Raw genomic sequence first — 21,092 nt, 5'->3', positions numbered from 1 at the left:
TATGTGACCCGGGCGATGAATGAAGCCAACGCGGCCACAGGCTGAAGGATGACGAGGATTTTTAGTAGAGTTTCTTCGCGGTCTCATACCAGTCTTTCTTAAACACCCGCTTCATATTCATTACCGCATCAATAATATCGTGATGAACAAGTTTTTCATTCTGGATCCCGACACAGCGGCCGCCGTAACCTTCCAGCAGTAACTGAATAGAATAAGCACCCATACGGGATGCCAGGATGCGGTCATACGCCACCGGCGAGCCGCCGCGCTGGATATGCCCCAGTACCGTTGCACGGGTTTCGTGATGTGTTGTCGCCTCTATCTGCCGCGCCAGCTCATACACGTCGGTGACATGTTCGGTGATCGCCACAATCGCATGGCGTTTGCCTTTATCAATCCCGGCTTTGATTTCTGCAATCAGTTCATCACTGCTGTATTCCACTTCATTCGGCGGCAGAACGATAAATTCACAGCCCCCGGCAATGGCAGCGGACAGTGTCAGGTCACCGCAATAGCGGCCCATCACTTCCACAATAGAGATACGTTTGTGGGAAGTGGAGGTATCACGCAGACGGTCGATAGCTTCAACCACGGTTTCCAGTGCGGTAAAATAGCCGATGGTGTAGTCGGTTCCCGCCACGTCATTATCGATAGTACCCGGCAGGCCGATACACGGGAAACCCGCTTCGGTCAGTTTTTTGGCACCGAGATAGGAACCGTCCCCGCCGATAACCACCAGCGCATCGATGCCGTTTTTGCGCATATTTTCAATCGCGGTTTCCCGCACTTTGTCATCACGGAATTCCGGGAAACGCGCCGACCCGAGGAAGGTACCACCGCGGTTGATCACATCAGAGACACTGAAGCGGTCGAGCTGTTTCATCCGGTTTTCATACAGGCCGAGATAGCCGTCATAAATCCCGATAACTTCCAGCCCTTCTGACAGCGCAGCGCGGACAACGCCACGGATTGCAGCATTCATGCCCGGCGCATCACCGCCGCTTGTCAACACACCGATTCGTTTGATCTTCTTGCTCATGATGACCTCTGATTTGCAGATGTAATATGTGTAAATCTGAAAAACCTGAGCGGCATGTTATCACGCTTCCCCGGTCAGGCTTCGGGAATTCACTGCTGTAACGCATTGCTGAATTGATTCACCTAATCCTATAGTAAGATAAGGTTTAGCCGGATGCACCTATCTTTGCGGATTTTTTTGTCATTTTGAGACACCGGAAACACAGGCCTGTCATAACCGCAGGATTACTCAGCATACCCGTTAAGGATACCCGAAAAACAAAAAATAATTAGCGGATATGAAACATTTTTTTCACAAATAATGCGTTACCGGAAAAGCAGGGGTCAAAAGCAGGATCTGAAATAAAAGGCATATCCGGGAAAGAATATATATCCGGATTTACCGCACATTATGTAATTAACAAAAACAAACCGTAAGAAATTATTTCATTACTCACATCGTGACATAAATAATGCAATAGAAATTTATATAATATTTTTTTGCAATTATTGAATATAATTTATGGCCGGATTTGAAAAACAGATATCAGTAATATTTTGTCATACTAAATTAATATTTATTACACCGCCGCTATTACGCATGTCGCGGGTATATCCATTACCCCTGATAAATCAAATATGGAATTTAAATAACAAAAATAACCCAAAAACAGACATAACCAGAGCTTTATTCTGACCAAAGAAATAAAAAAACCATCAGATTAGCTTCATTCATAATGTGTATTAAGATTCATTACCGTCAATGAATCTTAAAAAAATCACTTAAATATGCATTTTCGCTCCCATTGATTAAACAAACCTTAAATAAGATACTCATCTCATAAATAAAATTTACACCTTTTAAATTTACCATTTCCGTCTGACGAAATGGCTTTCGTTATATATACCGACACCAGGGAATAACTAATGAAAACAAAAAAGAAACTTTTACACCTTTCCATTATTGCCGTCTTATGTTCAACCGTACCATCATTAGTTATGGCAGAAACATTTTGCGGCAGCCGTAAAAATGTGGGCCTGACAGGAAGCGCACCTTTCACCGGTGAAATGACCGCTGATGATTGCTATGAAATTGGTGCCTGGGTAGAAGGTAAGCCAACAGATTATGTCGGCATTGCTCAGAATCTGACCATGCTGAGCGGCAGTAAACTCAGCGTACTCGGCCTGTTTGAGGATTCTCAGGTTCAGGGCGGCGCTGAAGTCTGGATTGATAAAACAACCCATATTGCCTGGGACGGCTATCACACCGGTTTCCCGGCCACCGGCAGCCGTATTGATATTCAGAGCGGCGGATTAATCCGTGTTCTGGACGGCGGAACATTAAAAGATTCCGTACTCAACGGCGGAACCGTTTATGTCAGTAATACCGGTAAAGCCGATGATCCGGGCAAGTCTGAAAATAATATCGTCAACAGCGGCGGGAAATTATTTATTTACCTGGGCGGGGAGTCAACCGGTACACAGGTCAATGACGGCGGTTATGAATATGTCCAGCAGGATGGTAAATCCCTGAATACGGTCGTGAATAACGGCGGTGCTCAGATGCTGAAATCCGGCGGGTTTGCGGACAGCACCATTATTAATGATGGCGGATTACAGCAACTGCACGGTAAAGGTTTTGCCGATAATACCCTCGTAAACGCCGGAGCACGGCAATATGTTGTCGATGATTCCAAAGCAACCAATACAACCGTTGACGGCGGCCAGCAATATATTTTCAATCAGAATGCATCTGCATCTGCCGGTATTGCAGAATTTAACCGGATAAAAAACGGCGGCGCCCAGATTATTAAAGGTGGCGGACAAGCCATTAATAACGAATTATATGACACCGCCGTACAAAGTATTTACAGCGGCTCCTCTGCGACAGATACCACGCTGAATGATCGCGCCAAAAGCTGGCTGGCGGCAGGGGCACAGCTCCTCGGCGTCACGACTGTTAATCAGCAGTCGCAGGTACAGCTGACTGCCGGTTCAGAAGACAAACTGGCAGCGGATGCCGGAGCTTATGCGGAAAATGTTATCTTATCCGGCCCGGACAGCACCCTGATGGTGATCACCGGTGATACCGGGAATGCCGCTTTTGCCGGTTCGCTCAGCGGACAGGGTCAGGTCCGGTTTGTTGCACCGGTCAACGCCGGGTACAGCCATCTGATCATTGAAAATCTCTCCGGCAGCCAGACATTCTATATGAACACGGCCATTGCCGAGCAACAGGGTGATTACCTCACTATCCGTAACAGCAGTGGTGATCATGCTCTGAATATACAGGATTCCGGGGCTGAAATTACCCGTCCGGATAAATCACGTCTTGATTTAATCACGGACGAAAGCAGCAATGCACAATTCCGCCTGAGCGCCCTCGACGGCACTAATATTGATGCGGTGGACGGCGGGACCTATATGTACTCGCTCTATCAGCGTGATGAGCAGGACGGCAAAATCTGGTATCTGGCCGCTCAGAAAGATGAGCCGGGCGAGCCTGAAAAACCGGTTCCGCCGGTCGTACCTGAGGATAAAACCACACCATCCACCGATGCGGTGTTATCCATGGCTGCCGCGCCGCAGCTGATTTTTAATCACGAACTCGACAATCTGCGGTTCCGCCGCGGCGAATTACGGGATAATCAGGGTGATGCGGGGGTCTGGGTGCGTCTGACCGGCGACAGAACCCGTGCAGGCACCGGACACACACACTTTAAACTGAATCAGGCCGGTTTTGAGCTGGGTGCGGATAAATCTGTCCCGCTGGAAAACGGCAAATTGTTGCTCGGCGTCTTTACCGGCTATAACGATGTCAAACTGAAGCATCAGCGCGGCGGCGAAAGCAGCATCGACAGTATTACTGCCGGTGGTTATGCCACCTGGTTCTCAGATAACGGCTGGTACCTCGATGGTGTGCTGAAATATAACCATTTCAATAATGAGTTACGTGCGGTTTCCACCAACCGCAGCAGCATCCGCGGAGATTATTCACAGAATGCTTACGGTGCATCCGCAGAGGCCGGTTACACCTTTGATCTGCCGGAAGCCTTCTGGGCCGAACCGTATGCCCGCCTGAGCTATATGCGTGCGGACAGCAAATCAGTTCATCTGAACAATAATATGCAGGCAAAACTGGATGCACAGCAGTCCCTGCAATCCGAACTCGGCCTGCACGCAGGCAAAGATTTCACCCTGAACAATCAGGTGATCATCACCCCTTACGCCACACTGGCCTGGCAGCATGAGTTTATCAGCAATAATGATGTGACCATTAACCAGCGCAATACGTTTGATACTGATTTCTCCGGCGACAGCCTGAAAGCCGGCGGCGGGTTGACTGTCCGTTTCACGCCGCAGATTCAGGCGTATGCGGAAATCGATTACCGTAAAGGCGATAAAACAGAATCGCCGCTGCACGGCAATATCGGCGTGCGCTACAACTTTTAATTTCCCGTTGTGATTCAGTTACGGCGGCCGCAAGGCCGCTTTTTTTATCTACGGCATCTCCGGCGCCAAAAAACAGGCAAAAAAAAGCCCCTCAAGAGGGGCTGTAAAAGACAGGGATGGTGTCTATGGCAAGGAAAAACTTCTTGGGTGCTACTTAACGACTCTACTGACTTCACTACTCTGACAAATTATTTCTGACAAATAACTTCTGACAAATTCATTCCGGCATATTCTGCGCGGAGGAGGCGGATGAGGTATGAATACTCTCCGGCTCAAAATTGGCATCCAGCTGCATTTTCTGCTCCGGGTTGAGTAACTGATACATCTGATGGTGAACCCGTATCATCTCAACCTGATAATCCAGCCGCTTGCGCATCTCCTTTTCAAGCTGATTACGCACGGCCGTTTCATCAAACTTTTCGGCCTTAACCAGCTCGTACAGCGCAATATCATCTTCTGCAAGGTTACGGACATTCCGTAACTGGTCGCGGTAATTGTGCATCAGATCCCGCAACTGCATCCGTTGTTCTTCCGTTAACCGGATACCGGTCAACATAGAGGTATAACCATCTCCCCCTGATGTCGTTATACCTTTATACTGACTGTGACTCTGCACCGGGGTAACGCAGCTATCACTTTCTGAATCCTGCGCCAGTCCCGGCGCACTTTGCATCACAAACATTGACGCTAAAGTGATTGTTGCTATCTTACCCATAGTAACTCCTTAAACTTCTGAGTCTGCGTCACCTGACCCGTTGGAATTAACTATACGCACCCGGCTGCAAACATGCGTCAGAGCATGTAAAAGAACGTAAAGTCATGGAATAGAAACGTTTGTTGTCGTATTTTGCACGTGGAGGACGTGAATAATGAATAAAATACTGCTTGTTGATGATGACCGCGAATTAACCTCGCTGTTAAAAGAATTACTCGATATGGAAGGGTTCAACGTTGTCATTGCACATGACGGCGAGCAGGCACTGACCCTCCTTGACGATTCCATAGACTTGTTATTGCTCGACATCATGATGCCGCGCAAAAACGGGATTGAAACCCTGAAAGAACTGCGCCAGAACTACCAGACTCCGGTGATTATGCTGACCGCACGCGGCAGTGACCTTGACCGTGTTCTGGGGCTCGAACTGGGTGCGGATGACTATCTGCCGAAGCCGTTTAACGATCGCGAGCTGGTGGCACGTATACGCGCGATTCTGCGCCGCTCCAACTGGAGTGAGCAACAGCAGCAGAGCGACAGCAGCAGTAACTCTTCCGTGGTGATGGTGGATAAACTCCAGCTCAACCCGGGCCGCCAGGAAGCCAGCTTCGGTGACGAAGTACTGGATCTGACCGGAACCGAGTTCACGCTGCTTTACCTGCTGGCACAGCACCTCGGCCAGGTGGTCAGCCGTGAACACTTAAGCCAGGAAGTGCTGGGCAAACGCCTGACGCCGTTTGACCGCGCCATTGATATGCATATTTCCAACCTGCGCCGCAAATTACCGGAGCGCACAGACGGCCTGCCGTGGTTTAAAACGTTACGCGGCCGTGGTTACTTAATGGTATCTGCAACATGATAAGCAGCCTGACGGCGCGGATTTTCGCCATCTTCTGGTTTACCCTGGCACTGGTGCTGTTACTGGTGCTGATGGTGCCGAAGCTCGACTCCCGGCAGCTGATGCCGCTCCAGGAGGCCGAGTACCGACAGGGGATGATGCTGCAGCAACATATTGAATCTGATCTCGCACAGGATCCGGCGAATGACCTGCTCTGGTGGCGGCGGCTGACCCGCGCCCTGGTAAAATGGACGCCGCCGGACAAGCGCCTGATTATTGTCACCACTGAAGGCCGGATCATCGGGCCTATCCGCAATGATTCCCAGGTCATCCGTAACTTTATGGGTCAGTCAGATAACACTGACAACCCGAAAAAGAAACGTTACGGCCGCATTGAGCTGCTCGGGCCGTTTGAAGTCAGGGACGGCGAAGACCGCTATCAGCTTTATCTTATCCGCCCGGCGAACACCGCACAGTCTGATTTTATCAACTTCCTGATTGACCGCCCGTTCCTGTTACTGGCCGCCACCATGCTGATCAGCACCCCGCTGCTGCTCTGGCTGGCGTGGAGCCTGGCAAAACCGGCACGAAAACTGAAAAACGCGGCGGATGATGTTGCCAAGGGTAACTTGCGCCAGCATCCGGAACTGGAAGCCGGCCCCCAGGAGTTCCTTGCGGCGGGTAACAGTTTTAACCAGATGATCAGCGCCCTTGAACGCATGGTGAACGCACAGCAGAGGCTGATATCCGATATCTCCCACGAACTGCGCACCCCGCTCACCCGGCTTCAGCTGGCTACAGCACTATTGCGCCGCCGCCACGGTGAAAGTAAAGAGCTGGAACGCATCGAGACAGAGACCCACCGCCTCGACGGCATGATCAATGACCTGCTTGTTCTCTCCCGCAGTCAGCACAAAAATGAGCTGCTGCGCCAGAACATCAAGGCCAATGAGCTGTGGGATGACATTCTCGACAACGCGAAGTTTGAGGCAGAACAGCGCCATAAAACGCTGGAAATCACCTCACCGCCGGGCCCGTGGACAATTTACTGCAACCCGTCCGCACTTGGCAGCGCATTTGAGAATATTGTCCGTAACGCCCTGCGTTACTCAAACCAGCATATTCAGGTCGCATTCAGTGCCGACACCAAAGGTATCAGCATTGTGGTCGATGATGACGGCCCGGGTGTCAGCCCGGAAGATCGCGAACATATCTTCCGGCCGTTCTACCGCACGGATGAAGCCCGCGACCGTGAATCCGGCGGCACCGGGTTAGGACTCGCGATTGTCAGCACCGCTATCAGCCAGCACAACGGTAAAGTCACCGCCAACGACAGCCCGCTCGGCGGACTTCGCCTGGAAATCTGGCTGCCGCTGCACCCACGCTGAGGCTCTCTGTAGTTACCGGGGAAATCAGCCCCCGGTAACTCTTCCTTCTTAAGCAGGAATTACCATTGCCATCAATATGATGTAATAAAACATTTCTGCTGTAATTGTGCATGTACCGATTAGAAAAAGTAATAAACCATAGCTATGGCTTAAAGTAACACTTTTTCTGCTGTTAACACAAAAAAGACAGATTTAAAGAAAAATATTGCCACATTAAACCGGATAAAGTTCGTTTAATGAAAGACTCACGAGTGTTATCATGCTTGACCTGTTCGTGTAATCGGACTAGCCTTTGGCTGCACATATAAACAGAGCTGATTGATTGGGTATAAACAACCCCCCAATTTATTGAAAAATCAGCCCTCTGTAACACACCAAAACTCTTACTGACTCGATTCTTAAATAGAATCAGTAAGATACACTCGCAATAGCGCACTCTGGGAGCGGTAACCCAGTGCGGTAGCTATTCTTTTAATAAATATGATGGCTGACATTTATTTATGGCAGATGATATCCATACAACTATTGCAGATATTGTACATTCTGCAATAGCTGAACCTCCGGTCAAAATAGAAAAAATCGGCGGAATGACAAATACAAACTATTATTGTGAAACACAAAATACGAAAACAGTTGTCAGACTACCGGGTGAAAATACTAATGTTTTGATTAACAGAGGAAATGAGAAGGCTAACTGTGAGTTAGCTACTGAACTGGGAATAAACCCCAAATTATATTATTACAATACCAACAATGGTATAAAAGTAACTGAATATATAAATAATGCTGTCACACTAACACCAAAAATAATCAACAAAGATGTAAATCTGGAAAATATAGCATTATTACTACGAACCTTGCACCAGTCAGATTTAAAATTTGAAAATCATTTCAATGTTTTTGAAGAATATAAACGTTATCTGAGTGACTTAAATAAAAATCAGATCAGCTATCCTGACTTCACAGAGACTGAATCTTATTTTTTATATTTTGAAGAAAGATTGAATAAATTAGGTCTGAATATCTGTCCTTGCCATAATGACCCTGTCCCTGAAAATTTCATCTATAACGATAATGGTTATTATCTCATCGACTGGGAATATTCCGGAATGAATGACAATATCTGGGATATTGCAGCACTTTGTGAAGAATCACATTTATCTGATAACGATGAGAATATTTTTTTAAATCATTATTTAAACGAATATTCTTCTGAATCAGAAGCGATAAAAGAAAAAATATTAATTTATAAAGCATGCCAGAATTTTCTATGGTCAATATGGACTTTAATCAAAGAAAAAAATGAAAATTTATTTGGAACCTACGGTATTGACAGATACAAAAAATGCCAAAAACAAATGAATCTCCATAGGAAAAAATATGCAACTACTGAATAAGTCTATTATTGTTGGTTTAGCATCAGGAGTACTCTGGGCACTTGATACAATACTTGTAGACTATAATATATCATCAGTCGATACACTAAAATATGCTATTCTTTTCTCTATTTGTATCGCCTTCCTTCATGACCTATTCTCATCGTTATGGTTATTTTCGTTTATAACTCTATCTGGAAGAAGTAAAAAATTAGTTAACTCCCTGAAACAACGAGATAGTTACATAATCTGCCTTGCGGCTCTCAGTGGTGGCCCTATAGGTATGAGCTGTTATATTTTAGGTATCTATTACAGTAATGCTTCAATAGCTGCTACCATATCCACTATTTACCCGGCATTAGGTTGCTTGTTTGCTTATATATTTCTGAGAGTAAAAACAACTTTTGTAAATTTCCTGGGACTTTTACTGGTTATTATTACTACTGCATATATTGGCCTAAACCTTGATAGTTTTAACCAAATATCATTACTTGGATTTTTATTTTCACTAGGCTGCGCAGTGGGCTGGGGACTGGAAAGTACCATTTGTTCTTATGCATTAAAAAATAATCTCAGCTATGAAATTGCATTATTTCTCAGGCAATTAACCTCATCCGTTATTTACTTCCTGATAATTGCATTATTCTTTAAAACAGAAGCACTCGCTGTCGCTGATATCATTCTGAATAATTCTCTGATATTGACAATGGCTGTAATTGCAATTTTTGGCGCCCTTTCATACCTGTTCTATTATCGTGCAATAGGTGAATTAGGTCCAATAAAAGCGATGGGGCTAAACATCAGTTATTCTGCCTGGGCAATTCTTCTTGGCCCATTATTAGGGTATGAGTTATCGCCTTTATTATTAGTGCTTTCAGCTATTATTATAGCCGGAGCGCTTATTACAAATCTGCAATCAAAGGAAGTTTTAGCAAAATGAATGCTGTGATCTTAGCTGCTGGTCTTGGTTCCCGGTTTGGTGATATAACAAAAAAAACACATAAGGCTCTTTTACCTATCGGTGGAATACCTAATATTGAAAGAACAATTCAATATCTGTCAGAATTCGGTATTACTGAAATAGTTATTGTCACCGGTCATCTCGCACATCAGTTTGAATATCTGCAAGAAAAATATGGCTGTATACTGATACATAATGAACAGTATCAAGAGTACAATAATATATATTCATTTTTGAAAATAGCCGATTATTTTAATGATACTCTGGTTATTGATGCTGATGTTGTACTGCTGAAAAATATCTTTATCAAAAGTGAACACAGCCTTTATTATACTGTAAAACGTACAACTCCTGAACATGAATGGATTCCTGTATTAGGCAGAAATGGATATATCGAACGAATAGATATCAAAGAACCAACAGCCCCCTCTTTATTAGGTATTTCTTACTGGAAATCAGCTGAATCAGAAAAAATTTTAGCTGAGCTACCAAAATTTACTGATGTAACGAGTCTAAATAATTCAAAGCTCTATTGGGATAATATCCCTATGTCTATAATTCATGACCTAAACATGAAAACTTATGAAGTTTCATCTGATGTCGCTGGCGAAATGGATAATATAGAAAATTATAATAGCCTTGTTATGTTATATAATAATTAATTAAAAACAAACCCATGAATAAAATAAAATTAATTCTTATAACAATAAGAAATATGTTAATATCTTTAACTAACAAGCCTGATAATAACATAGCAATATTCAGTTTTGACAAAAATAATTTTAAATTCAACTCTCGGTCATTATTTGAATATATCATTGATAATAAAAAAGAAGATTTTGAAATAAAATATATTATAAATGATGATGCCAAAAGGAATGATCTAATAAAAGAATATGGTGATTACTTTATAACAACAAAGTACAAAGAAGATATAAAATTAATATCCCGAGCAAAAATTTGGATCACTGATGGTGGCTTTCCGTTAAAAACACCTTTTAATCATAAGAACAGAATACTTGTGAATTTATGGCATGGAATACCACTAAAAAAAGTGGGCCTAATGGGTTATAGCGGAATTAATAAACTCCGGGTAGCACTTACTCTAAAAATGTTTGCACGGCATTATACATTATTCTCATCAACATCTGATAATCTTGCAGAGATATATTCAAAAAGCTTCTTAATTAAGAATTCTGTCATAAAAACGATGGGGCAACCACGAAATGATAAGCTTTTTGAGGAACCAAAGAATTTAAGTTACTTTATTAAGGATATTCCGGAGTATAAAAAAATTATACTGTATGCTCCGACATGGCGGGCAGGAATTTATGGTAAAAGCTGGATCGGGGAAGATACCCAATTTTTCCCATTTGAAGATTTTTCCCAGACTCAGTTAGAGCAATTTCTTGAGGAAAACCAATATTTATTATTATTACGTCCTCATCATCTTCAAAAAATAAATATTTCAGAATCAAAATGGATACGCTCTTTCAGTTCTGATGAGTGTGAAGAGATTATGGATGTTATGCCCCATTTTGATCTTTTAATCACCGATTATTCCAGCATATATTTTGATTTCCTATTATTAAATAAACCAATTATATTTCTCCCATATGATATTGAAACATATCAAAGCCAGGTAGGATTAAATTTCGACTACAACTTTTCCACTCCGGGTCCTAAGCCAAAAACTCAAAATGAGTTTATTCATGAAATACATCAGTCTCTAACTAATAATGAATATTTCCTGGAAAAAAGAGAACTTATTAATAATTACTTTAATCAAGTTAAATATGGTAGCAGCAAGCTTATCTACGACTATATTGTAAATAACCTTAGAAATAAATAATATGAAAAAAGATATTGTTTTCCTGACAGAAAGTATGGTTGGTGCTGGTGGTGTTGTCAGGGTTATAACAACATGGGCTAACTATTTCAGTACACATGGATATAAGTGTAAAATAATCTCTGTTGTTAAAGGCGAACCTTATTTTCCTTTACACGAAGGTATTCAATTTAAGATTAAGACATTCTTTTTTAAATGGAAACTACTTTCACTTCCTTTAAATCTACTGGCAATAATCCCAATATTAAAAGAGTGCAAAAACTCAATATTAGTTGTCAATAAATCTGCATATATTGAACCTATTTATATTCTCAGGAAGTTAGGGTTATTTAAAGATATTCAGCTGGTATATTTTTCTCACGGCGGCAATGCTGAATTTGAATTATTTTACATGTCCCGATTATTCACCAGACATCGTGTAAAAATGATCTTTTCAGTATTTGATAATGTAGTGTGTTTATTTAAAAATACAGATACAACTCCTGAATGCGTTATAGATGAGAAAATTACATTTATTGCTAATCCATGCCCACTTGAAATATATAAAAGAGACCTATCTCAGGAGAATAAAACGGTATCATTTATTGGCCGAGTCACGAAAGAAAAAGGTGTAGATACTTTAATTAAGTCCTGGAAAAAAATAGAAAGTGAACATCCTGATTGGAAATTATCAATAATTGGTGATGGTAAAGATAAAACTAATTTCATAACACTTGCAAGTGAATTAAACTTAAGAAATATCAGTTTCCTTCCTTCTACTAATGATATCAGTAAATATTTGAAAGAGACTACCATTAGTGTTCTTCCCTCTCTATTTGAAGGAATGCCAATGAGTATAATTGAAGCTCGTTCCCAAGGGTGTGCCTTAGTATCGACAAGTACTAACGGTGGAATAAAGCTAATTGATAATTTAAAAAATGGATTACTCGTAAATATAAATGATACATACGATTTAACTGAAAAAATAAATCAACTTATCACTGATAAAAACCTACGTAACGCATTGATTTTACAGGGTTATAATGACGCTCTAAATTATGATATTCAGGTAATCGCAAACAACTGGAAAGGTATACTTGGACATGATTTATGAGTACTCCCCTCTATTTATTATAATATTGTCATTATCATTTTTAACTATTTCTATTATATTTGATATACAAAGTAATAAGAAATTATCCGCTTTAATTGCATTGGTAATGATACTATCCTATGCAATACTATTTGGATTGCGGGATTATTCAATTGGCTCAGATACTAAAGCTTATATTGATAATTTTTTAAATCGGAATTGGGATTTTGAGTTACTATTTACCCTTTTAACAGATGCATTACGATTTATTTCAATAAATGAGAGAATATATCTTATTTCCATTACAGTACTATATGGAATATTTATATATTACTCTTATTATATTCTTGGTAAAAACATTAATGAGCATATAGTAATATTTATATGGTGCCTCCTATTTTCTCAAAGCTCAATAATTGGAACCATAAATTATTTTAGGCAAGTACTTGGCTTTTCTTTTTTCTTAGTTGGCTTTAGCCTATATATTAAAAACTTAAAGTTTAGCACAGCATCTATTTTCATAATGACATTGTCAATATTTATCCATTCTTCAAATGCATTGTTAATACTTATAGTAATAATATCTAAATATCTCAATATCCGTCTGATTATTTTAATATTATTACTCTCCTTGGCTACATTTATATTTGATGTTGGCGGGTACATATCTCGAAATTATAATGATTACTATATAATTAGTCGCACTATATCTCGGCATATCTATTTTAATGATCGTAGATCTATATCTACTATATATTTAAATATCATTATGTATGGTTTTCATCTATTAGTATTCTTATATCTATTAAAAAATAAAAATATTCCTGTTGTTCATAACAAATTATATAGAGCAATAAAATTCTATATCTTAGTATTCGCATTAGCAATATTTATGTCATTTAATAGGGAAATGGCAATTCGATATTATTTATTATTACCATTCTTAATCCCTATTATTTATATGTTATCAATGAAAATAGAAGGTATTAATAAAATAATAAAACCATTTCTGGTAACGATTACTCTAGTTCACTTAGGATACTTATTAAGTCGTCCATGGTTTATCGATCAACTTTCAGGTAATATCACACCCTAGAGAAGCAAAATGAAAAAAGTTATTACATATGGAACCTTTGATTTATTTCATATCGGACATGTTCGATTACTCAAAAGACTGAAGTCTTATGGTGATTATTTAGTTGTTGCGATCTCAACAGATGAATTTAATAAGCTCAAAGGAAAAGAGTCATTTTGTTCTTTTGAGGAAAGGAAAGAAATTGTTGAAGCCTGTAAATATGTTGATGAAGTAATACCTGAGTGTAATTGGGAACAGAAAGAACTGGATATAAAAAAATATAATATAGATATTTTAGGTATGGGGAATGATTGGGAAGGAAAATTTGATAGCCTAAAAAATATCTGTGAAGTCATTTACCTTGACAGAACTGAGAATATCTCAACCACTAAAATAAAAAAAGAATTATCTGTTATTACGCCGGATAAAGTTAAAGAGCTTGAAATTTCTGTTAATAACATATTCGATATTATTAAATCAATTTCAAAGGTCAATAATTAATGAAAGTACCAAAAGTAATAACGTGTACTGGTTATGGCGGCACAGGCTCAAGTGTTATTTCTGATCTACTCGGTGAGTTTAGTAATGTTTCTTCCATGGGTAACTTCGAATTCAGATTTATTCAGGATCCTAATGGTATAAGAGACTTAGATTATGGTATTAATGAAAATAATAATCGACTAACAACCAGTTATCATATAAATAATTTCATTGCTTATATAAATTATTTAAGCAAAAGTAAAGTATATAATTATGAATCATTTTTCAATGGTCAATTTAAATCAATATCAGATAAATTTATAAATAACATTGTCGATATTAAATGGGATGGTTTTTGGCACCAAGATATCATTGACTCATCTTTTTTCAGAAAATTCATTTATTATTCTGAACGAATAATTCAGAAAAAAATACTGCGAATGAAAGAAGGTGGTGCCAATTTTTATGGGTCTCTTTTTAATAAAAAAATGTATTATTCCTCCGGAAAAAACTTTCATCAACACGTCAAAAACTATATGAACGAGCTTATTTTAAGCTCTAACCATAATAATAAAGATTTCGTTGTATTTGACCAAATAATACCCTCTGATAATGTTGATAAATATACTAACTATTTCAATGAAATTAAAGTGATTATCGTTGATCGAGACCCCAGAGACTTATATATATTGAACAAAGCATTGTGGAAAGAAAAATGGATTCCATCTGACAATTTAGATACTTATATAGAATGGTTCCAGCTTTTAAGAAAAAATAAGACCGAGCACGAAAATGTAATTTATCTGCAGTTTGAAGATTTTATTTATAATTATGACTCTACCATTAGAACTGTATGCGACTTTTGTAATATAGACATTGCTAACCACCAGTGGAAAAATAAATATTTCGATCCTTCGGTTTCTATAAAAAATACCAATCTGATTGAGCGATTCCCTCAATTTAGGGATGATGCAAATATCATTAAAAATAGATTAATGCAATTCTGCTACCACCAATACTAATACATTATTTAATAAATATTAAAATATGAATTATAACTTTTCAGTTTTACTCTCTATTTACTATAAAGAAAATAGCCAATTCTTTGACGCTGCTTTAAATAGTATTTATACACAAACATACTTGCCTAATGAAGTTATCATTGTTCATGATGGGAAATTAACATCTGAACTATATAGCGTGATTGAAAAATGGGAAGCATTACTACCCATTCAGAATGTTATATTAGATAATAATTGTGGCCTTGGTATCGCATTAAACATCGGTTTAGAACAATGCTCTAATGATATTGTGATGAGAGCTGATACTGATGATATAAACTTACCAAATCGATTTGAGATCCAATACAAATATATGACTCAGAATCCTGAGATAACCTTATGTGGATCACATGTTAATGAATTTGAAGCATCTTCAGATGAAATCATCAGAGTAAAAAAAGTTCCTATTGGTGATAATATTGTTAAAGTAATAAAAAAAAGAAATCCATTTAACCATATGGCAGTTTGCTTTAGGAAAAAACATATTATTAATGTTGGTGGGTATATGGATCTTCCTTATATGGAGGATTACTATTTGTGGCTCAGGCTTTTAAATAAAAACTATAACCTCGTTAATCTCGATACTATCTTAGTTTCTGCCAGGGTCGGTGAAGCCATGATTAATCGCAGAAAGGGTTTTAAATATGTAAAATCAGAAATCACCATGTTAAAGTATATCCTCAACTCTGATTTAGAAAAGAAATACACTTCAATTCCATATTTTTCATTAAGAATACTAAGCCGTATTCTACCAACTTATCTTCTATCAAAAATATACAGCAAATTAAGGAATTAACTTCATGGTTTCGCTTAAAATAGGCAGTGGTAGAAGCCTATCATTAGAAATTATGTTATCTACTATTTTTTATGACAGCTTATTGTTTGAAATAACAGACGATAATGGTGAAAAGATAAATTACTCCCTTCTCCCAAACCGTATTTCTTTCAAAAAAAATAAGATATTAGTTGATAGTAAAATTTGCATGTTACAAGAGCGTTATGGCTATAAAATAAATATACGCAACCCATCATACTCTCGTTCTATATTTACTCCATTACTATACGCTATATTATTTTTTAAAACATTATTTACTAAAATTTTCATCCCCAGCCAATGGATTCTTGCATTTAAAGAAAAAAGCACCGATAAATGGTCAAAAATAAAGTTTGATAATAATGAATTAATGGCTGACCCTTTTATATACTATCATAACTCAAAATATTATGTTCTATATGAAGCATTAAATTATGATACTGATAAAGGCTATATTTCAATTGGTACACTAGATGTTAAAAACAAAGAAATAATTGATAATCATATAATTATTGAAGAGAATTATCATCTTTCCTATCCATTTATATTGAAAATAAATGATGAGCTATATATTATTCCTGAATCATCATATAACAACACTATTGATTTATATAAATGTATAGAGTTCCCTTATAAATGGGAAAAAATAAGAACACTCATTGATAATATATCTGCTGTTGATACTAATTTAATTAATAAAAATGGGCTATGGTACCTATTAACCTCTGAAAAAAAAATGGGTGTATCATTTGGTGATGAACTTAGTCTATATGTTACAGACGACCCATTAAGTGGAACATTCTTACCTGTTATCGGGAATCCTGTTGTTCATGATATTTCAAAGTCACGGAACGCCGGTGAGATATTAAATAATATAAGAGTTTCTCAGGATTGTTCAAAACGTTATGGTTACCGCGTTAATTTTATGGAAATAAATGAGCTATCGGAGAATAATTATAGTGAACGTTATATAAAGAGCTTGAAATTACCATTTGGAACAATAGCAATGCATACCTATAATAGCGCAGAAAATATTGAAATAGTTGATTTAAAAATCATAAATATATCTCCTTATTTTTTGTATAGGAACCTTTGCAGAATAATTAAAAAACTAAAAGCAAAAATATTAAAATGAAAAAATCGATAACCTTGAATGGTGTATATAAACTTGCTTTAAATTTATTCAGATTTACCTTACCAGCATTGATAATACCTTATGTATATAGAACATTATCACCTGATAACATCGGTTCTGTTAATTATGCTGAAAGTATATACTCATATTTTAATGCACTCGCCGTTCTCGGATTATCATTCTATGCCATAAGAGAACTAGGTAAAGTAAGAAGCAACAGATTAAAATCTTCTTTTTTATTTTCTAATATCTTTACTATCAATATACTTTTAGTTACCTTTTCGTTATTTCTATATTTATTACTAATCTTCTTTGTAATTAAAGATCCAAAAGTACAAATCATATCATTGGTTCTTGCTTTAAAGTTATTTTTGCTTGCATTTGATATTGAGTGGGTCAATGAGTCACATGAAGATTATAAATTTATTTCAATAAAAACAATGTTATGCCGCAGCGTATCATTGATTTTAATGTTTTTCCTTATTACATCATCTGACAATTATCTTATCTATGTCTGGCTGAATGTTTTCTTTGACCTAATAAATGCTCTTTTTTCTTTCTATTATATTGTTTTTTATAAAAAAAGAGTTTTTTTCTCATTCAAATTAGTTAGACTCAATAAGTTATTTTCACATTTTAAAAGGATAGCATCTACATTATTTTTAGTTGATGTTGGTTTTTTATTTTTTGCCTTTGATAAGGTTGCTCTGGGAGCATTTGTTTCTAATACTGAAGTGGCCTATTTTGCACTATCTGAAAAAATTATTGTCTTGGTAGTTGTTATTTCATCAACTATTACTCAAGTTACTTTACCCAGGTTATCTATACTTGCAAAAACTAACCGCGCGGAATTTTTATTGCTTATAAATAAAATATATACTTCCTTAATGATGATAGTATTACCATCTTTCATCGGTGTATATTTAATGGCTTCCGAATTTTTATTCATATTCGGCTCTTATGAGTTTATGCCAGCTCTCGATACTATAAAAATATTTTCATTCTACATACTATTTTTTTCACTATTAAAAATATTGGCTACTCAAACACTATTTGCACTTAACAAAGAAAAAGTATATATCATTCTTCTTATAGCTTTTGCTTTAGTAAATGCTATCGTGAAATTAGTTTTCCAAGAAAGTATAAATTCATCTATAAGTATTCTAATTACACTATCACTACTACTACTGATGTCAATTATCATTTACTTCCACATCAGAAATAAAGAAAAAATAAAAATACCTATTATTAACAAAAACATATGCATATATATCACTGGCTGCCTGCCTATGTTTTTTATTCCGTTTCTTCGTGAGCACATACATAATGTATTTATATTTTCTATTCTGTCTATGATTTTTTCTATATTTTCTTATACAATAGTACTATTGTTTTTTAAAGAATCTATTTCCCAATCTCTCATTAAAAAAATATTGAAACGATAAAATTACCCGGAGTTAAAATGATCATCATTATCGGCGGCTCAGGCTTCATTGGTACTCGCCTGTCCACACAATTACAAAAAGACAATATCCCGTTCAAAATCGTTGATATTGAGAAAAGTGCTGCATTTCCTGATCATTGGGAATTTGGGGACGTCACTAAACCGGAATCTCTGGTTGAGCCACTGACAGGTTCCGACGTTATTATTAATCTGGCTGCAAAGCACAAAGATAATGTGCATCCTATCAGTCTTTACTATGATGTAAATGTCGATGGCGCTAAACATGTATGTGATGTCGCAGCTCAGCTTGGAATCAAACATATCGTCTTTACATCTTCTGTTGCCGTTTACGGTTTTGTTGAAAAAGAAACCGGTGAAGATGGTCAATATGAGCCATTCAATGATTACGGTAAATCCAAATTAGCTGCCGAACATGTTTATGATGCCTGGCAGGCAGAAGAAGCAGATCGCACACTGGTGACAATCCGCCCGACTGTAGTATTTGGTGAAAACAACCGTGGCAATGTCTATAATTTATTCCGCCAGATTGCATCCGGTCGTTTCCTGATGATTGGTGGCGGTAAAAACCAAAAATCAATGGCTTATGTCGAAAATATTGCCGCATTCTTAAAATTTGCTACTACCTTTAATTCAGGTCGCCATGTATTTAACTATGTCGATAAACCTGATTTTAATATGGAAGACCTTACAGATATAATCTGCAAAGCAATGGATAAGCATAAGTCTAATATCCACGTACCATATAGTGTTGGTCTGTTGGGTGGTTACTGCTTTGACATTCTGGCAAAAGTGACTGGTAAGGAATTCCCGATAAGCAGCATCCGCATTAAAAAATTCTGTGCCCGTACTCAGTTTAAATCCGATTTTATTGCTGATACCGGATTTGTTGCCCCAGTGAGCCTGGAACAGGGAATTGCTAATACTGTTCGCCACGAATTTAAGAAGTAACATTATAACACCATGTTTTATTTGATAAACTATTGCCCCTTAAGAGAGGGGTAATATGCTCAACATCGTCTTATTCGAACCAGAAATACCACCTAACACCGGCAATATCATCCGGTTATGTGCCAATACCGGCTTTCGGCTGCATCTTATCCATCCGCTGGGGTTTACCTGGGATGATAAGCGTCTGCGCCGGGCCGGGCTGGATTACAGTGAGTTTGCGGATATCAAACATCATCATGATTATTACGCCTTTCTCGACAGCGAGGGGCTGAGTTCTGATAATGCGCAGTCGCCAACCGGTAACCGGGTGTTTGCACTGACCACTAAGGGCACACCTCGTCACAGTAATGTCAGCTATCAGGCCGGTGATTATCTGCTGTTCGGGCCGGAGACTCGTGGGTTGCCGCCTTATGTGCTGGATAATATGCCGGTTGATCAGAAAATCCGCGTGCCGATGCTGCCGGACAGCCGCAGTATGAATTTATCCAATACCGTTGCAGTAATTGTATTTGAAGCCTGGCGGCAGCTGGATTATGCAGGGGCGTTATTGCGGGATTAATGTGTTCTGTATTTCAGTCACAAAAAAGACAGCCTTGGCTGTCTTTTTTACTTTTGGCTGCTGAATCAGGAAACTAAATCCCCTCGCACCCGTTAAAGTGCTGATCCATATCCAGGGAGGGTTTATCGCAGCCCGGTTTGCCGACAATCTTTGCCGGTACACCTGCGACGGTGGTATGTGCCGGCACCGGGTGCAGAACCACGGAGCCCGCACCGATTTTGGCACCGCGTCCGATTTCGATATTGCCGAGGATTTTGGCACCAGCACCAATCATCACGCCTTCGCGGACTTTCGGGTGGCGGTCGCCGCCGGTTTTGCCGGTACCACCGAGGGTGACGGATTGCAGGATAGAGACATCGTTTTCCACCACCGCGGTTTCGCCGATGACAATGCCGGTTGCGTGGTCAAACATAATGCCGTGGCCGATTTTTGCGGCCGGGTGGATATCCACACCAAATGTCACAGAAACCTGGTTCTGAAGGTAGGTTGCCAGCGCGCGGCGGTTCTGGTTCCACAGCCAGTTGGCGATGCGGTATGCCTGTAAGGCGTGGAAGCCTTTCAGGTAGAGCAGCGGCGTGGAGTATTTATCCACCGCCGGATCCCGCAGGCGGACGGCTTTGATATCCATTGCGGCAGATTTAATCATCTGCGGATCATTGTGATATGCCTCTTCCACCACTTCACGGACAGAAATTGCCGGCATGGTCGGGGTTGCCAGTTTGTTGGCCAGCATAAAACTGAGCGCGCTGCCCAGATTTTCATGCTTGAGTAATGTCGCATGGAAAAAACTGGCCAGCATCGGCTCACAATCAGCAAAGTCCCGCGCTTCCTGCTTTATATAGCTCCAGACCTCTTCCAGTTCTTCGTAGGACATAATTACCTCACA

At 39.1% G+C, this 21,092-nt stretch carries 19 protein-coding genes; 16 read left to right on the top strand and 3 right to left on the bottom strand.

Translation table 11 applies throughout. The features are described 5' to 3' along the window. Positions 1-61: 61 nt before the first annotated feature. Positions 62-1,039 (bottom strand): 6-phosphofructokinase, encoded by a 978-nt coding sequence (gene pfkA / locus HMPREF3119_RS06800; protein ID WP_032098022.1) that lies wholly within the window; start codon positions 1,037-1,039, stop codon positions 62-64. Positions 1,040-2,016: 977 nt separating this feature from the next. Here pfkA and HMPREF3119_RS06795 point away from each other — a divergent pair. Then, positions 2,017-4,470: an autotransporter outer membrane beta-barrel domain-containing protein gene (locus HMPREF3119_RS06795; protein WP_239510739.1), complete on the top strand. Its 2,454-nt coding sequence runs from the start codon at positions 2,017-2,019 to the stop codon at positions 4,468-4,470. Between the two features lie 217 nt (positions 4,471-4,687). Here the strand turns inward: HMPREF3119_RS06795 and HMPREF3119_RS06790 are convergent, their stop codons facing one another. Further along, positions 4,688-5,185: a Spy/CpxP family protein refolding chaperone gene (locus tag HMPREF3119_RS06790; RefSeq protein ID WP_024473657.1), complete on the bottom strand. Its 498-nt coding sequence runs from the start codon at positions 5,183-5,185 to the stop codon at positions 4,688-4,690. Between the two features lie 154 nt (positions 5,186-5,339). Between HMPREF3119_RS06790 and cpxR the strand changes: the two genes are divergently transcribed. The 15 genes from cpxR (at position 5,340) to trmL (ending at position 20,206) form a co-directional block, all read left to right on the top strand. Then, the gene (gene cpxR / locus HMPREF3119_RS06785) at positions 5,340-6,044 is read left to right on the top strand and encodes an envelope stress response regulator transcription factor CpxR (protein ID WP_004236626.1); all 705 of its coding nucleotides are present in this window, start codon (positions 5,340-5,342) and stop codon (positions 6,042-6,044) included. Beyond that, entirely contained in the window at positions 6,041-7,411 is a 1,371-nt protein-coding gene (gene cpxA / locus HMPREF3119_RS06780) for an envelope stress sensor histidine kinase CpxA (RefSeq protein WP_004236627.1), read from the top strand. Before cpxR ends, cpxA begins: the two co-directional genes overlap by 4 nt. A 500-nt stretch (positions 7,412-7,911) precedes the next feature. Continuing rightward, the gene (locus tag HMPREF3119_RS18760; RefSeq protein WP_046024810.1) at positions 7,912-8,808 is read left to right on the top strand and encodes a choline kinase family protein; all 897 of its coding nucleotides are present in this window, start codon (positions 7,912-7,914) and stop codon (positions 8,806-8,808) included. Further along, the gene (locus tag HMPREF3119_RS06770; RefSeq protein WP_036417418.1) at positions 8,792-9,727 is read left to right on the top strand and encodes a DMT family transporter; all 936 of its coding nucleotides are present in this window, start codon (positions 8,792-8,794) and stop codon (positions 9,725-9,727) included. The genes HMPREF3119_RS18760 and HMPREF3119_RS06770 overlap by 17 nt, the downstream gene beginning before the upstream one ends. Continuing rightward, positions 9,724-10,410: an NTP transferase domain-containing protein gene (locus HMPREF3119_RS06765; RefSeq protein WP_036417419.1), complete on the top strand. Its 687-nt coding sequence runs from the start codon at positions 9,724-9,726 to the stop codon at positions 10,408-10,410. Before HMPREF3119_RS06770 ends, HMPREF3119_RS06765 begins: the two co-directional genes overlap by 4 nt. 14 nt (positions 10,411-10,424) lie before the next feature. Beyond that, positions 10,425-11,600: a CDP-glycerol glycerophosphotransferase family protein gene (locus HMPREF3119_RS06760; RefSeq protein ID WP_079549407.1), complete on the top strand. Its 1,176-nt coding sequence runs from the start codon at positions 10,425-10,427 to the stop codon at positions 11,598-11,600. 1 nt (position 11,601) lies between these two features. Continuing rightward, complete coding sequence (locus HMPREF3119_RS06755; protein ID WP_036417423.1) at positions 11,602-12,690, top strand: glycosyltransferase; 1,089 nt, start codon at positions 11,602-11,604, stop codon at positions 12,688-12,690. Next, a complete protein-coding gene (locus HMPREF3119_RS20010) occupies positions 12,680-13,765 on the top strand; it encodes an EpsG family protein (protein WP_036425134.1) in 1,086 nt (361 codons plus the stop codon). Before HMPREF3119_RS06755 ends, HMPREF3119_RS20010 begins: the two co-directional genes overlap by 11 nt. A 9-nt stretch (positions 13,766-13,774) precedes the next feature. Further along, positions 13,775-14,245, top strand: coding sequence for a glycerol-3-phosphate cytidylyltransferase (gene tagD, locus HMPREF3119_RS06745; protein WP_036417425.1), 471 nt, complete (start codon positions 13,775-13,777; stop codon positions 14,243-14,245). Beyond that, positions 14,245-15,246 (top strand): sulfotransferase family protein, encoded by a 1,002-nt coding sequence (locus tag HMPREF3119_RS06740; RefSeq protein ID WP_036417427.1) that lies wholly within the window; start codon positions 14,245-14,247, stop codon positions 15,244-15,246. Before tagD ends, HMPREF3119_RS06740 begins: the two co-directional genes overlap by 1 nt. Positions 15,247-15,271: 25 nt before the next feature. Beyond that, positions 15,272-16,081 carry a glycosyltransferase gene (locus tag HMPREF3119_RS06735; RefSeq protein WP_036417429.1) on the top strand — a complete coding sequence of 270 codons (810 nt, stop codon included), beginning with the start codon at positions 15,272-15,274 and terminating at the stop codon, positions 16,079-16,081. A gap of 4 nt (positions 16,082-16,085) precedes the next feature. Beyond that, positions 16,086-17,234, top strand: a complete 1,149-nt coding sequence (locus HMPREF3119_RS06730; protein ID WP_062773456.1) for a glucosamine inositolphosphorylceramide transferase family protein — start codon at positions 16,086-16,088, stop codon at positions 17,232-17,234. Further along, positions 17,231-18,679, top strand: a complete 1,449-nt coding sequence (locus HMPREF3119_RS06725) for an oligosaccharide flippase family protein (protein ID WP_062773459.1) — start codon at positions 17,231-17,233, stop codon at positions 18,677-18,679. Before HMPREF3119_RS06730 ends, HMPREF3119_RS06725 begins: the two co-directional genes overlap by 4 nt. Before the next feature lie 17 nt (positions 18,680-18,696). Further along, positions 18,697-19,647 carry an NAD-dependent epimerase/dehydratase family protein gene (locus HMPREF3119_RS06720; protein ID WP_036425125.1) on the top strand — a complete coding sequence of 317 codons (951 nt, stop codon included), beginning with the start codon at positions 18,697-18,699 and terminating at the stop codon, positions 19,645-19,647. Between the two features lie 55 nt (positions 19,648-19,702). Beyond that, positions 19,703-20,206 (top strand): tRNA (uridine(34)/cytosine(34)/5-carboxymethylaminomethyluridine(34)-2'-O)-methyltransferase TrmL, encoded by a 504-nt coding sequence (trmL, locus tag HMPREF3119_RS06715; RefSeq protein ID WP_036417437.1) that lies wholly within the window; start codon positions 19,703-19,705, stop codon positions 20,204-20,206. A gap of 73 nt (positions 20,207-20,279) precedes the next feature. On the opposite strand, the gene cysE is transcribed toward trmL, so the two are convergent. Next, on the bottom strand, positions 20,280-21,080 hold the full coding sequence (cysE, locus tag HMPREF3119_RS06710; RefSeq protein ID WP_024473667.1) for a serine O-acetyltransferase: 801 nt from the start codon (positions 21,078-21,080) through the stop codon (positions 20,280-20,282). Positions 21,081-21,092: the final 12 nt, after the last annotated feature.

It is taken from the genome of Morganella sp. HMSC11D09 (genome assembly GCF_001807955.1).
GTDB lineage: Bacteria > Pseudomonadota > Gammaproteobacteria > Enterobacterales > Enterobacteriaceae > Morganella > Morganella morganii.
The sequence above is the reverse complement of the archived record's forward strand: the minus strand, read 5'-3'. Positions and strand labels throughout refer to the sequence as shown.